General features: G+C 36.4%; 11 protein-coding genes. 7 read left to right on the top strand and 4 right to left on the bottom strand.

Annotation, left to right across the window (positions count from 1 at the left end):
* Window positions 1–139: 139 nt before the first annotated feature.
* Both GXM17_RS00695 and GXM17_RS00690 read left to right on the top strand, forming a co-directional pair.
* A complete protein-coding gene (locus GXM17_RS00695; protein WP_163397374.1) occupies window positions 140–1,837 on the top strand; it encodes an AraC family transcriptional regulator in 1,698 nt (565 codons plus the stop codon).
* Between the two features lie 69 nt (window positions 1,838–1,906).
* The gene (locus GXM17_RS00690; protein WP_056253890.1) at window positions 1,907–2,083 is read left to right on the top strand and encodes a histone H1; all 177 of its coding nucleotides are present in this window, start codon (window positions 1,907–1,909) and stop codon (window positions 2,081–2,083) included.
* A gap of 45 nt (window positions 2,084–2,128) precedes the next feature.
* On the opposite strand, the gene GXM17_RS00685 is transcribed toward GXM17_RS00690, so the two are convergent.
* Window positions 2,129–2,512: a hypothetical protein gene (locus tag GXM17_RS00685; protein ID WP_056253887.1), complete on the bottom strand. Its 384-nt coding sequence runs from the start codon at window positions 2,510–2,512 to the stop codon at window positions 2,129–2,131.
* A 492-nt stretch (window positions 2,513–3,004) separates the two neighbouring features.
* Here GXM17_RS00685 and GXM17_RS00680 point away from each other — a divergent pair, with 492 nt between their 5' ends.
* Genes GXM17_RS00680 through GXM17_RS00670 form a run of 3 tightly spaced genes read left to right on the top strand, consistent with a single transcriptional unit; the run spans window position 3,005 to window position 10,089 of the window.
* Window positions 3,005–6,025, top strand: coding sequence for a SusC/RagA family TonB-linked outer membrane protein (locus tag GXM17_RS00680; RefSeq protein ID WP_163397373.1), 3,021 nt, complete (start codon window positions 3,005–3,007; stop codon window positions 6,023–6,025).
* Between the two features lie 9 nt (window positions 6,026–6,034).
* Window positions 6,035–7,420, top strand: a complete 1,386-nt coding sequence (locus tag GXM17_RS00675; RefSeq protein ID WP_163397372.1) for a RagB/SusD family nutrient uptake outer membrane protein — start codon at window positions 6,035–6,037, stop codon at window positions 7,418–7,420.
* Window positions 7,421–7,431: 11 nt separating this feature from the next.
* On the top strand, window positions 7,432–10,089 hold the full coding sequence (locus GXM17_RS00670; RefSeq protein ID WP_163397371.1) for an alpha/beta hydrolase family protein: 2,658 nt from the start codon (window positions 7,432–7,434) through the stop codon (window positions 10,087–10,089).
* Window positions 10,090–10,151: 62 nt separating this feature from the next.
* On the opposite strand, the gene GXM17_RS00665 is transcribed toward GXM17_RS00670, so the two are convergent.
* The 3 genes from GXM17_RS00665 to GXM17_RS00655 form a co-directional block, all read right to left on the bottom strand.
* Window positions 10,152–10,424 (bottom strand): DUF6520 family protein, encoded by a 273-nt coding sequence (locus GXM17_RS00665; RefSeq protein WP_163397370.1) that lies wholly within the window; start codon window positions 10,422–10,424, stop codon window positions 10,152–10,154.
* A 98-nt stretch (window positions 10,425–10,522) separates the two neighbouring features.
* Complete coding sequence (locus GXM17_RS00660) at window positions 10,523–12,025, bottom strand: MauE/DoxX family redox-associated membrane protein (RefSeq protein ID WP_163397369.1); 1,503 nt, start codon at window positions 12,023–12,025, stop codon at window positions 10,523–10,525.
* A gap of 204 nt (window positions 12,026–12,229) precedes the next feature.
* On the bottom strand, window positions 12,230–12,520 hold the full coding sequence (locus tag GXM17_RS00655) for a hypothetical protein (protein ID WP_163397368.1): 291 nt from the start codon (window positions 12,518–12,520) through the stop codon (window positions 12,230–12,232).
* Between the two features lie 291 nt (window positions 12,521–12,811).
* On the opposite strand from GXM17_RS00655, the gene GXM17_RS00650 reads away from it, so the two are divergent.
* Together GXM17_RS00650 and GXM17_RS00645 are read left to right on the top strand one after the other, a co-directional pair.
* Entirely contained in the window at window positions 12,812–13,204 is a 393-nt protein-coding gene (locus GXM17_RS00650; protein ID WP_163397367.1) for a plasmid mobilization protein, read from the top strand.
* Complete coding sequence (locus GXM17_RS00645) at window positions 13,189–14,454, top strand: relaxase/mobilization nuclease domain-containing protein (RefSeq protein WP_163397366.1); 1,266 nt, start codon at window positions 13,189–13,191, stop codon at window positions 14,452–14,454. The genes GXM17_RS00650 and GXM17_RS00645 overlap by 16 nt, the downstream gene beginning before the upstream one ends.

The following is a 14,454-nucleotide window of genomic DNA, read 5'->3' as shown; positions in this document are numbered from 1 at the left end:
ATTTTAACATAACAATTCCTTAACATTCAACTATTTAACCTATTTTTACAAATGGCTTTAGAAAGATAATCCTGCAGTGGCAAATTTTCTTCAGGATTCATTAAATCACAATGAAATATCTCTAAAAAATATCGCCCGTATGAGACAAAATTTAATATTTGTAATGCTGTTTTGTGTTTTTTATTCTGAATTCGGTTTTGCACAGAAAAGAGAATTAAAATCAACTGATTCATTAAAATATAAAACTTATACTTACCTTGACGATCAATTGTATAAGTATCGAGAAGACAGTTCGAAAGCGTCTGTATATCTCTTCAGTTATCTACATAAAGCTAAAAGAGAAAAAAACTGGAAACAGATAATTTACGCATACCAAAATATCCTTCATCATTCTCCTGAAAAATTGCGCCTAATCTACGCAGATAGCATGATTTACAGTGCTAAAAGATCAGCTGACAATACTCTCCTTGGTTCATCATATCTCTCAAAAGGAATAGTGTATTATGGTCGTAAAGATTATGAGAATGCTTTCCAGTATTACATTAAGGCAAATAGCTATATTTCTGGTTCAGATGATAAATATCTTATCAATAAGGTAAAATATCATATGGCTCAAATCAAATACTATCTTGGGTTTTATGACGAAGCCATTTCATTATTTAATGATTGCTTAATCTACTTCAAAATTGAAAATACCACAGCTTATCTCAACACACTTCATTCAATTGGAGTGTGCTACAACAGAATTGGAAATTACGGACTGTGTTCTAATATTAATAGAAAGGGTATTAGGGAAGGCAAATCTATGGGAATTCCTGACATGGAGATCTATTTTATTCATTCGGATGGAATTAATGAATATTTCAAAAAGAATTATCATCTAGCAGTGTCAAAAATAGAATCAGTTATTGGAAAAGTAAAAGACAATAGAGATTTTGCTAATGAAACAGTAGGTTACTTTTATATCGGTAAGAGTTTTTGGGCAGTAAAAAATAAAGAGAGAGCCCTTCCCTATTTAGTAAAAGTTGATTCGGTTTTTCAAGACAAAAACTATATAAGACCTGATCTTCGTGAGGCATACGAGCTTTTAATTAGTTATTACAAAAATAAAAAAGATCTCAATAAGCAATTGTACTACATCGACCAGCTACTCCGAGCAGATACAATATTAAATAATACGTACAAATATCTTGTGACTAAAATACATAAGAGCTATGATACCAAAGAACTAATAATTGAGAAAGAAAAAATTCAAACTGAAAATAAGCAGATTCATAAAGAACTTGCAAAGGAAAAGCATTATGACTTAATTTTTGCGTTGGTTATACTGGTACTTTTTACTGTATCTTTTTATCTTAACTACAGGCATCAAAAGAATAAAAAGTTTTATAAAAAGAAATTTGATGAACTTATACTTGAATTAAACACCAAACCTCAAGATACAAAAGAATCGACAAAAGAGAAAGGAGTAATACTTGATATACCCTTCGAGACGATTACTTGTATTTTAAATGCATTACAGAATTTTGAAGATTCTAAAAAGTTTCTAGGAAAAGATCTTCGCCTCAATTTGGTCGCTTCAATGCTAAATACCAACTCAAAATATCTCTACAAGGTGATTTCACATTACAAAGGAAAACGTTTCGTAGAATATATTAATGACCTAAAAATAGATTATACAATAGAATTACTAAAGAATGATAGAATGGCAAGAAAATATACTAATTCAGCTTTAGCAGAAATGGCTGGTTTCAGCAGTACGCAGCAATTTGCTCTTGCGTTCAGGCAAAAGACCCAAATGCCAGTTAATTTTTTTATCGAGCAAATAAGCAAATAATTCATTTTTTTGAACTCGTTTTAATCTGTAACTTTTACATTTGCTGCCGTAATTAAAAAAAAAGACAATATGAAAGATCTAATCGCAAAGATTAATGCAGAGATTGAAACATTCAAAACTGAATCTGATTCTCTATCGGAAAAAGGAGTTAAAGCTGCTGGAGCTCGAGCTCGTAAATCTTCTTTGGAAATTGAAAAACTTTTAAAAGAGTTTAGAAAAGTTTCTATTGAGGAATCTAAAAAATAATCGCTACAAACTCAATTAAAAAGCCTTTCAGAAATGAAGGCTTTTTTATTTATTGGTCTGACGTTCCTTTTCAAGCAAATCAAATTGAATTCTTAAAGTCTTTTTTAGAATATTATAGTAATCAATTTTTTCCTGTGTTAATTTAGCCTCTAAGTTAAACGATTCTTCAACAATCACTATTAGCGATTCCAAACTTTTTAAGACAAATAAAGATTTAAAGTCTATTTTTAAGTAACGACTTATCGTATAAATCTTATCCCATCCACTAATACTTTCAGCACGCTCAACTCTTCCGATCATCGTTGAACTGTAGTCTATTTTGAGTCCAAGTGTATGTTGAGAAAAATTTTGTTTTAATCTACCCAATCGAAGCATACATCCAATCTGCAGATTAATTAAATTTAACTCTATTTCACTTGTTGTTTCCATTTAGTAAAAATTGAGAAAAAAGATTAATTTATTCGATACAAATTTGTATCGAATAGAATATTTTGTTATATTTGTCACAAATAATACATTCAAAAATGTAATTTTGCGACTCTTCAATTAAAATATTTGAAGCATTCGCTTTGAATCTCGTTTCAGAAAACTGGTAATTTTTAACGCACGAGATGATAAGTAAGATGCTCACGTCATAGGCGTGGGCTCACTTATTCGTGCGTAAGGTATACCAGTACCTCTGAATCGTTTAAGCTGAGTTCTACGCCTTTTTACTTTAACTCCTCTTTCCTATTCATCGCAAATCCTTCATTATTTTTCTATCGCATTAGTAACTGTATACTAACCAAAAAAAAATGCCTGTGAATTAAAATCAAATTTGCTTAAAAATTAAGTATAAAATTGGCCCTCAACGGCAGCGACCAAACTAGCGAAGAGGACCTTAGCTAATCAAAATCAATTTAACTAACCAAAACCAATATTATGAATTATTTTTCATTCTTCAAGGATGGAAAGGGATTTTATTGCCTAATATTTATAGGCTTTCTTTTTTCTTTTTCATCATCATTTGGCCGTAATATAGATCGGTATAATACATTTTTTCAGGAAAATCAGGTACACGGAACTGTAACTGATGGCTCAAATCCACTGCCTGGCGTAACAATTTCGATAAAGGGTAAAACTAATAATTCATCCATTAGCGACTTTAATGGACAGTACACAATAAAGGCCTTAGCTAAGGATACACTGATTGTCTCATTTATAGGATTTAAAACAAAGTATGTTCCAGTAAATAACAGAGCTAGAATTGACATAAACCTTGAGTACGACACAACTACACTACAAGAGGTCCGGGTAAATGCTGGTTATTATTCCGTTAAAGAAAGTGACCGTACAGGGAGTATTGCCCGGATTACCTCCAAAGATATAGAAAATCAACCTGTAACAAATGTCTTAGCTACGATGCAGGGAAGAATGGCAGGAGTAAGTATTACACAAACTACGGGGGTGCCTGGTGGAGGTTTTGATATCAAAATCCGAGGACAAAACAGTCTTAGAGCAGATGCTAATTCACCGCTATACATAATTGATGGCGTGCCAATCTCATCTGAGCCGATTGGTTCCTCTTATACAGGGACTACCTTTCCGATTCTTGCAAGTCCAATTAACAGTATCAATCCTGATGCAATCGAAAGCATTGAAGTTCTTAAAGATGCTGACGCAACATCCATTTACGGCTCACGAGGTGCAAACGGTGTGGTACTGATAACCACCAAGAAAGGAAAAATCGGAAAAACAAAATTCAATATTTCTGCTTCCACTGGAACCGGAAGGGTCACTAAATTTCTAAACCTGATGAATACCCAGCAGTACCTAGTTGTCCGGAGACAGGCGTTTATAAACGATGGCAAGACGGCATACGGTGCTAGTGATTATGACATTAATGGAACATGGGATCAAAACCGGTACACCAACTGGCAGAAGGAACTAATAGGCGGGACAGCAATGATAAATGATCTGCAGGGTTCGGTTTCTGGAGGCTCAGCAAATACACAGTTTTTGCTAAACGGCTCATATCACACTGAAACGACCGTTTTCCCCGGCCAGTTCCGATATAAAAAAGGCGGAAGCAATTTCAGTCTGAACCACAAATCCGAAGATGAAAAATTTTCGCTCAACTTCTCCGCCGGATTTAATTCTCAAGATAATGACCAGCCTTCTTATGACTTTACAAGTGACGCCAGAAATCTTCCTCCTAATGCTCCTGCACTCTATACTCCAGAGGGAAATCTTAATTGGGAAAACAATACATGGCAGAATCCGCTTAGAAATCTTAACACAAAGGCTGAATCTGTTATTAACGACCTGACAGGAAATGCTGTTCTTTCTTATGCAATAACACCAGAACTTTTAGTCAAAGGAAACTTCGGATTTACTTATCTTGACAACAACGAAACGAGGATTGTGCCTTCCACAATCTATAATCCTGCTTTTAATGTCGGCCCTTCACAATCCTCAATTTTCACAAATGATGTGAATAGGTCTTCATGGATTGCAGAACCACAGATCAGCTGGAATAAACAGCTGAAGAGTGCGAAAATTGATATTCTTCTGGCTTCTACATTTCAAAGCCAGCGTGGGACTAAAATCTCCAATTTTGGATTAGGCTTTACCTCCAACAGCCTAATTTACAACTTGGCTGCAGCCAAAACGATCAGAGTGCTTCTGGATGAGGAAACACTATACAAATATCAGGCTTTTTTCGGACGGATTAATTTTAACTACCAGCAAAAATATATTGTAAACCTTACCGCGAGACGTGACGGTTCAAGCAGATTTGGGCCGGGCAATCAGTTTGCAAACTTCGGGGCGGCCGGGGCGGCATGGGTGATTTCAAACGAAAGATTTCTACAGAACAGCCTGTGGCTTAGTTTTGGAAAAATAAGAGCAAGCTATGGAACTACCGGAAATGACCAGATTGGCGATTATCAGTTCTTTGATACTTATTCAGTCAATGGAATATTGTATAATGGAATTTCAGGCCTTTCGCCAAGCAGGCTATTTAATGCGAATTTTGGCTGGGAAACAAATAAGAAACTGGAAGCGGCGCTTGAATTGGGATTTTTTAAAGACCGAATTTTCACGACAGTGGAATGGTACCGGAACAAGTCTTCCAATCAACTGGTTGGCATTCCGCTTCCGGGCACGACTGGCTTTTCATCCATGCAGGCCAATCTGGATGCGGTTGTACAGAATAGAGGATTTGAATTTACCCTTAGGACTGTCAATTTTAACAGCGGAAATTTTAACTGGACCACCAGTTTTAATCTTACAGTTGCAAAAAACAAACTCCTTTCATTTCCTAACCTTGCGAGCTCAACCTACAGCCAGCAGTACAGGATCGGACAGCCCCTGAATATTCAGCTCTTGTACAAATTTAATGGAGTTGATCCCCAGACAGGAATTTATCAGTTTGAAGACCTCAATCGGGATGGACGTTTGACGGCAGCTGAAGATAGGCAGATAATAATGGATCTAAACCCAAAATTTTATGGAGGTCTTCAAAATAGGCTGGCTTATAAAGGTCTTTCATTGGACTTCCTATTCCAGTTTGTAAGCAAGGACAGCAAAGCCTATTCCATGAGCCCTGCCGGTACGATGTCAAACAAACATGTCAGGCTGATGGAGAGCTGGTCTGCACAGGGAGATTCTGCTGCCTACCAGCTTTATACTGCTGGCTTTAATAGCGCTGCGGTAACAGCAAACAGTCTGTTTAATCAAAGTACTGCTTCTGTAACAGATGCTTCATTTATAAGGCTTAAAAATATAGCGCTTTCATATAGGCTTCCCCTAAGCCTCAACAATACGCAATGTACTATACTGGTTCAGGGACAGAACCTGCTAACTTTTACCAAGTATGATGACGGAGACCCTGAATTCACAACCTATGGCTACCTGCCTCCGCTTAAAGTTATTACGGCAGGAATTCAACTAACTTTCTAATATACGATTATGAAAAGAACATATTTATTTATCCTGCGATTTTTAATGCTTCCAATTCTATTAAGCGCACTATCGTGCGATTCCTTCTTGGAAGTCGACCTGCCAAAATCTCAATTGGCAACAGAATCAGTTTTTAAAAATTACAGCACCGCCGAATCGGCGCTTAGCGACATTTATTCAAAGATAAGAGACAGGGGAATGCTAACCGGAGACGGCATAGGTATTTCAAATCATCTTGCCTGCTACACTGACGAGATGATAAGCACCGAGAGCCTGTCAAATCCAAGCTTCAGTTTTTACTCCAATACGCTCCTTCCAACTAATTCTATAATTGCCGATTATTGGAATTCTGCCTACAACCAGATTTATGCCGCCAATTCCATTATCAAAGGCTGTGAATCCAGTACGGCTTTAACGAAAGCCCAAAAAGATCAGCTGACCGGCGAAGCCCTTTTTATACGTGCTTTGGAACATTTTTATCTGGTAAACCTTTTTGGCAGCGTGCCGTATGTTTCCGAAACGGATTATAAAACAAACAGCAGGATTTCAAGAATCGCCCCTGAGGAGCTTTATCCAAAAATTGGCTCTGATCTGGAGGCTGCTGTGGCTCTTCTTCCAGATGCATACATCGCTTCCCAGCGCATTCGCCCGAATAAGTATGCCGCGAAAGCTCTACTTTCCAGAATTTACCTCTACAGCGGTAAATATCCTGAAGCATCAAACACAGCATCGGCAGTAATAAACAATCAGAGTTTGTATGCCATTGAAAATATAGACCTTACTTTCCTGATAAATTCCAAAGAAACGATTTGGCAGCTTCATTCCGGCGCTGCAGGAAAAAACACCACTGATGGCGCTTATTTCATATTTACAGTGGGGCCTCCTCAGTATGTTTGGCTGAGTGACGTACTCTACAGTTCATTTGAAGCTGCTGATCAGCGCCGCACCCATTGGATAAAAGAAGTAAAGGATGCTTCGGGAACTTGGCATCATCCTTTTAAATACAAAGAAAATTTTGATACATCGGTCTCAAAAGAATACACAGTCATGCTGCGCCTTTCTGAACAGTTCCTGATCAGATCTGAAGCCAGAGCAAAACAGGGCGATCTTATTGGAGCCAAAGAAGATTTGAATAAGGTGAGAAAAAGAGCCGGACTTGCAGAATCGCCTGCATTGACGCAGGACGAAATACTCGCAGCTGTTCTTGAAGAAAGAAGACATGAACTTTTCACAGAGTACGGTCACCGCTTTTTTGATCTCAAAAGAAACGGAAAGCTTAATAGCGCTCTTGGAAATATTAAGGCAGGATGGAATGAAACTGACCAGCTTTTCCCTATTCCCGAAGCCGAAATCAATGCAAATCCTAATTTAAAGCCGCAGAATCTGGGATACTAAACACATAGCCTATGTTACCAGTATATTTTAATCGACGATTATATGCCTTTAAGGCATTGCTTTTACCTTTTTTAGTTTTATTATTTATTTTGCCGTTAGTAGCCTGTCCCTTATGGGGACAGGTGGTGCAAAAAACAAAACTTACTCCTGAATCTTATCCGATGTGGGGCAGCGTAAGTTTTGACAAAATATCGCCTGAGCAAATGTGGGCGAGCTACAAAATGAGTTACAAAAGCAGCAGTGATACACTTTTTGTCAGAAACCTAAACAACCTGAAAACATACAACTTCCCAAATGGAGGAAAAAGCGGCTTCTCCGTAAGCCAGATCTTTTTCTGCCAAACTGGTAAAGAACTGATTATCGCTAATCTTAAAAATGGAAGTAAAGAGATTATTAAGGAAATAATTGATTTCGATTATAGTGAAAAAAGCGATCAGATACTTATACTTTCAGCTGGCGAAATGAAAAATAAAACCCTCGCAATCCGATCATTTAAAACAGGAAAGCAAAGAATAATCAGCAATATCGATCATTTTTCACTGAGCAGTGAAAAAGGACTGCTGGCTTACAGTACATTCTCCGATCAGAAAAGTGCTATTTCGATTACTAACCTTCAAACTGAAGAAACGTTTGACATTCATAAAGGAGTCGTCCATTTCTCCTGTCTGAACTGGCAAAAAAACGGTCTCTCACTAGCTTTCACTGCAGGAAATGATCCCCAACTGCCTCAGGCGATGTATCACTTTATTGTTGCTGATAGAAAATTATATGATTTTAAATTTCTGAGAGATAGTACTTCAATTATTAATGCTGGGTTAACATTTGATTCAGAATCTCCTATTGTTATATCTGATGATTTGCAGCGACTGTTTTTCACGAATGTCTATGCAAATTCGCAGATTGGGAAAAACGAAATAAAAGATGTTGAAATATGGGGTTCTGCTGATAAAAGAACTTTCATTCAGCGGCAGAATGCAGACCGATTAAATAAAAGAAGAGTGGCAGTCTGGACTCCAGTTATAAATAAAACTGTACAGATTACATCATCTGAACTGCCAGATTTAATTTTAAGCGGCGATATGCGATTCGCTGTTTTATCAAACCCCGAAGATTACGAGCCACAGTACGAATTTACGGCTCCACGAGATTTTTATGTCATGGACCTGCGGACTTTTGAGAAAAAAATATTCCTAAAAAATTACAGACCGGAATTCCTTGCCTTTAATGCGTCTCCTAATGGTAAATACCTGGCTTATTTTAAAGATGGAGATTGGTGGACTTACTGTTTTAATTCAGGTGTCCATAAAAATATCACTACTGCCATCGGCATCAAATTCACAGCCAAAGAACAGTCTCTGGTGCCTGAATCAGTCTGCGGCAATCCAGGATGGACATACAATGATAATCAAATATTGCTGTACGACCAGTATGATGTCTGGACTCTCGAACCTGAAGAAAATTCTTTTATAAGGCTCACCAGAGGCAGGGAATCAGGTGTTGTATTTAGAATAGCAAAATCATTCGATAAGCCTCTCTTTGACCACTTGTTTGAAGGAGAGATACAGGATATATTTGACCTTGACAAAGATTTAATTCTAACAGCCAAAGGAAATGATGGACAAAACGGTTTCTACAGATGGAATAAAAAATACGGAGAAAAATCCATCATTTTTAAAGACGCTCTATTTGACCAGATCATTTTCAGCGATACGAAGAAAAATATTTTCTTTAGGGAGCAGAAATTTGATATGCCTTCAAAACTAGCTTTCATAAATAATTCCTCAGCTCCCAAATACTTTTTTAAAAGTAATCCACAGCAGGATAAATACTTTTGGGGAAGATCGGAGCTTATTGAATATCAAAATTCGAAAGGGGTAAAATTAAAAGGGGTATTACATTACCCCGCAGAATATAATGCTCTAAAAAAATATCCGATGATTGTAAACATCTATGAGCGTAAGTCATCTGAACTTCATCGATACTATAATCCAACTTTTTATGTGGAAGGTGGATTTAATCCGTCTATATATACATCTGAAGGTTATTTTGTATTGCAGCCTGATATTAGTCTCGAATTTCAAAATCCAGGAATTGCTGCTGCTGACTGCGTAATTAGTGCGGTTAAAAAAGTAATAGAACTAAATGCCGTAGATGATAAACATATCGGAATCATGGGACATTCTTTCGGAGGCTACGAATCTTCATTTATAATAACACAGACCAATTTATTTGCTGCAGCCATTGCAAGTGGTGCGATTACAGATTTGGTCTCATACCATTATACCATAAATAAGGGCAATGGAAGACCTGATATGTGGAGATTTCAAAATGAAGAATGGAATATGGGCGCAACGCCTTATGAATTGTCTAAAGCATATTATGATAATTCGCCTATTAATTTCGTGGAGAAAATTCAGACTCCTGTATTATTATGGAGTGGTAAAAATGATTATCAGGTGGACACTCATCAGAGCATGGAATTCTATCTTGCCCTTCGTCGTGCACACAAAAAAAGCCTAATGCTTTTATATCCTGATGAGGGGCATTCTCTTATAGATCCAGAAAAACAAAAAGACCTTTGTTTAAGGTCACTTCAATGGTTTGATCACTTTTTAAAAGAAAATAAGAAAAGTGAATGGATAACCCAAAGCTTAAACGAGAGGAATTAAAAACAATGCAGTTCCAAAATGGAACTGCATTGCCATTTAAAAATGCAGATTGTGAATCCATATTAAGGATTTTGTTTGTACAGCGGCTGCACGCAGTTTGTGTCCAAATCGTATGCGATTGGACTGTCGTCGTTAACACGGCAAAGATTTGGAGTAGGCGTGTCATCGCATGCAATTCTTACATTGCCACAGCCTGCAGTTGAATTAGGAAAGTATCCCCATTTGAAGGCTTCATCTTTTGGTGCACTCTGCATGGAAGTTGTAGCAAATGCTCCTCCTAGCGCCAAAGCAATAACTGCTGCCGGCATCATGTTTTTCAAAAATAACTTTTTCATGATTTCTAATTTTTAATTTATATAGGATCTACTTTTTTCTACAGGTGTTCGATCTTCATTCCTGATACTGATCAGTATATTTTCAATTCTTTGGTATATTATTTAATCAGCTTGTTTTTTAACTCGTAAACAACTAGATCATTTCCTATTACGGCATATAAATGATTTCCATTTACCATCAGTGAACGAAGCTGTTTTGAAGCCGTATGAAATACTGGAAAACTCAGCACATAGGCATTCCGTTCTATATCATAAACATCAATAATAAAGCAGGTCTCCCAAAGCATATCTTTTTCATATTTTCCTTTCACTTTTGAATTTATAAACAATAGATTTCCTGACAGTGTAGCAATTTCATTAACCACATAAGATGGCGTTGACATCGCAAATTGTCTACCTTCTTTTAATTTTGATACCTTCATTGTCACTTTGGAAATGGTATCGATCGTATGTCCGCGGTGAACAAGATTGCCTTTTGGATCAGCAATTATAAATTCATTGCGGTAGCGGTACACATAAACCAATTTTTCGCTTGCTGTGGAATAAAGCAGTTGGCCATCTGTATCAAAGATTCCATCAACCTGTTTTTGAAGAAGTGTTCTGTTAAACCTGGTTTTAGGAACAGCATTCTGATTAAAAATTCCGAGCATATTCTGCATGTTTTTTGAACTGTTGGATCTGACCGCTATACTTGTGGAATCTATTGGAAGTGCTATGGTGAAATATGGGCTTCCCTTTAATTCTCTGTTTACCTCCCAATTTTTTAAATCCCCTCGTAAGATTATGGGAACACTGCCGTCATTCATATAGAAGTAAGGTCCTTGAATTTTTGTCGTTATCATTTTAAATGGAATTTTCTTCGGATCCATTACTATTTTTTCTTCTTTTTTGTCGTTAAGCAAAAAGCTATAAGATTGTATATACGAAGGGTAATCGTAATTGGCCAGATATATTTTACCGTCTGATTCTCCGGCTATATAAAAGGAATTGTATTTTAAATCTACCTTCTTCTTGAATTCTACAGGATGCTGTGGATAACGTCTAATAAATGGATTATCATGGTACATTGTTTGCTCGGATGTCAAAAACAATACAATTACAATTAAGATACTTCCAAAAATGATTGTAACAACAGATTTTAATGATCTATAATTAAAAATTATCTGCTGCCTAGATTTCTCAATAGTCTTACTCATCATAAAAGCTATTGCGGATAGGATAATAAAAAATATATTTAAGTACAAATGAGCATTCCAGCTCATTTTTTCAAGAATACCACCACAGGAACAGGGAACAAATGAACTAAAATTTAGAAGTATAAAAATATAAGCTGTGAACGCTGACATAAGTCCAGTGGATAAAAAGAAAGCATTTTTTTTTGTTTTAGGAAACAATAGCAAAAACGCAATAATAAGCTCAATAGCTAAAACCGCATACGAGATCCAGTCAGCATAAATACTCAGCATGGGAGATTGCCCAATTTGGACTTTAAAATTCTCAAAGTCCAGCATCTTACTAACTGATGCATAAACATATAAGCTAATAAGCACTAAGCCAATTTTGTCTACAATTACTATTTTATTTCTATTACTTAATTTCATAATTTAAAAGAAACTTTTTCTAATTAACTCTAATGAAACTTTTAAAACATAGACAAATTTAAAGCGCTGATTTGAAAGAAAAAACATCAAAAACAAACCAAAAAACATCAAAACCATACCAATTTCTATTTTCGTATGTATGTAATAAAAATGCTTTACAGAATAAAATCCGTAAAGCATTTTTCAGTTTTTAATACTCTTCAATTAAACTTTACCATCTTCAATGATGCTGAATAACTTTTGGTTTAGTTCTACTAGACCAGCCTTTTGAAGACATTCATGCGAGATGTTTTTCAGTTCTGCAAGTTCCTCCTCTGCGATGCTTCCCATAATGCTTCCTTCATCTTTTTCCAGCAGTAGTCCCCTTTCAATAAAATGGGATAACAGCAGTACATTTTTGCGTGAAATTTTTAGATCAATCTTCACCTGCTCACTCATGCCAGGGATGCTCAATACAGTATCAAACACCTTGGCTGCATAATTCTTTGCACTCATAATTTCAGCGTTTTTAAATTAATAAATTAAAGCCTAAAGTTAGCAATGGCACTTCAAACCATCATAAGCAAAATTTACCTATGATGGGACGTATTGAATTTTCCTTTATACATTCGTCTAAGTATTTGAAAGTAGTCTGAGTTTTTTATTCAGACTCTTTAAGATTGCCGCGTTCCTGCAATCTGCAAGATGTCCGGTTGTATCACAACCGATATCTTGCTGCCTCTCTGCTCGGAACTCGCTGGCAGTGAAAACTGGAAGATTTGTAATGTCGAATGAAAAGGAAAAATGATGAAAGACGAGAAAAAAAACAGAACAAGATGGCTTCATTTAAGGCTAAATGAACATGAATATAAAATCCTTCAGAAATATTTTGCAGAGTCGCTATGCCCAAAACTGAGTGATTTTGCCCGAAAAAATCTGCTGAAAAAACCTGTTGTTTTAAAATACAGAAACGAATCTCTTGATGATTTAATAGCTGAACTAGCAAGGCTCAGATCAGAACTGAATCCCATTGGAAACAACTTTAATCAGGCAGCGAAAAAACTGCATTCTCTATCGCAGATCTCTGAATTAAAATTGTGGATTATGGGTTTTGAAACAGACAAAAAAATGCTGTTTAATTCTATTGAAGACATTAGAATGACTATTCGAAATCTTGCTGAAAAATGGTTGCAGTCATAAACACGGGATCATCAGTCAGAAGCATTTTCAATTATAATGAAAATAAAATCGATGCAGGAAAAGCAGAACTTATAGGAGAAGGAAATTATCCTTCAGCAGCTTGTGAACTTCAGAAAGTTTCAAGGTTGAACCTTCTTTTAAAACAGCTGGAATTAAATTTAAATGTACAGCGCGGAAGCGTCCACATATCGCTCAATTTTGATTCCTCAGAAAATAATCTGTCAAAAGAAAAGCTTATGGAAATTGCGTATTCCTATATGGATAAAATTGGGTTCGGATCGCAGCCGTATCTAGTCTATCAGCATTATGATGCAGGACATCCGCACATACATATAGTGTCTGTAAAAGTGAAGTCAGACGGAAAGAGAATTGACATGCAGAACATAGGCAGGAACCAATCTGAAACAGCCCGTAAGGAAATTGAAAGGGCATTCAATCTGGTTCCTGCTCAGAACTGCCAAAAAGAAAAGATCCTGAATATAAAACCTGCCAGTAACACTGTTATCAAATACGGAATAGCTGAAACTAAAAAAGCTATTACTGCTGTATTAAACGTAGTAATTCCTAATTATAAATATACCACCTTAGGAGAATTAAATGCAGTCTTGAATCTCTATAATGTTACCGCCGTGCAGGGCAGTAAAGATTCAAGAATGTTTCTCCATAAGGGTCTCGCTTACCAGATCCTGAACGATAAAAAGCAGCCTGTAGGTGTTCCCTTAAAAGCCAGCAGCTTTTACATGAAACCTACCCTTGCCTATCTCGAAATAAAATTTGCAACAAATAAAACAGGACGAAATCCTAATTTAAAAAGAGTAAAGAATGCGGTTGATCTCGCCTTTCTGCAGAATAGGATAAAGTCAGTTTCAGACCTTGACAGAATTCTGATTAAGGATGGAATCAAGACTTCTGAACGAAGAAATGAACAGGGGATTCTTTACGGTCTAACCTACATAGACCATAAAACAAAATGTGTTTTTAACGGAAGCTCTTTAGGAAAGTCTTACTCAGCTTCTGGCATCGAAGAACGCTGCAGTATCAAAAGTTTCAGCACCGGCAGTGCCGCCCTAAAAATTCTTGAAGATAATATATTAAAAAATAAACCATTGCAGACCTCTTTTATTTCTGCTGGCGAGCTGCAGAACATTATTGATTCGGTCCTCCAGCCCGAGTTTTCTGCTGATTATATTCCGTCGCAGCTGAAAAGAAAAAAGAAACGAAAAAAAGGAAAAGGACAGTCAGATTACTAA

It is taken from the genome of Flavobacterium fluviatile, from assembly GCF_010645065.1.
GTDB classification, from domain to species: Bacteria; Bacteroidota; Bacteroidia; order Flavobacteriales; family Flavobacteriaceae; genus Flavobacterium; species Flavobacterium fluviatile.
This window is presented reverse-complemented; position numbering and strand designations above follow the sequence as displayed.

Excerpts from the sequence above, each read along its gene's own strand:
- GXM17_RS00685 (WP_056253887.1), bottom strand. The coding sequence starts at position 2,512 with ATGGAAACAACAAGTGAAATAGAGTTAAATTTAATTAATCTGCAGATT.
- GXM17_RS00670 (WP_163397371.1), top strand. The coding sequence starts at position 7,432 with ATGTTACCAGTATATTTTAATCGACGATTATATGCCTTTAAGGCATTG.
- GXM17_RS00690 (WP_056253890.1), top strand. The coding sequence starts at position 1,907 with ATGAAAGATCTAATCGCAAAGATTAATGCAGAGATTGAAACATTCAAA.
- GXM17_RS00655 (WP_163397368.1), bottom strand. The coding sequence starts at position 12,520 with ATGAGTGCAAAGAATTATGCAGCCAAGGTGTTTGATACTGTATTGAGC.
- GXM17_RS00665 (WP_163397370.1), bottom strand. The coding sequence starts at position 10,424 with ATGAAAAAGTTATTTTTGAAAAACATGATGCCGGCAGCAGTTATTGCT.
- GXM17_RS00695 (WP_163397374.1), top strand. The coding sequence starts at position 140 with ATGAGACAAAATTTAATATTTGTAATGCTGTTTTGTGTTTTTTATTCT.
- GXM17_RS00660 (WP_163397369.1), bottom strand. The coding sequence starts at position 12,025 with ATGAAATTAAGTAATAGAAATAAAATAGTAATTGTAGACAAAATTGGC.
- GXM17_RS00650 (WP_163397367.1), top strand. The coding sequence starts at position 12,812 with ATGAAAGACGAGAAAAAAAACAGAACAAGATGGCTTCATTTAAGGCTA.
- GXM17_RS00645 (WP_163397366.1), top strand. The coding sequence starts at position 13,189 with ATGGTTGCAGTCATAAACACGGGATCATCAGTCAGAAGCATTTTCAAT.
- GXM17_RS00680 (WP_163397373.1), top strand. The coding sequence starts at position 3,005 with ATGAATTATTTTTCATTCTTCAAGGATGGAAAGGGATTTTATTGCCTA.
- GXM17_RS00675 (WP_163397372.1), top strand. The coding sequence starts at position 6,035 with ATGAAAAGAACATATTTATTTATCCTGCGATTTTTAATGCTTCCAATT.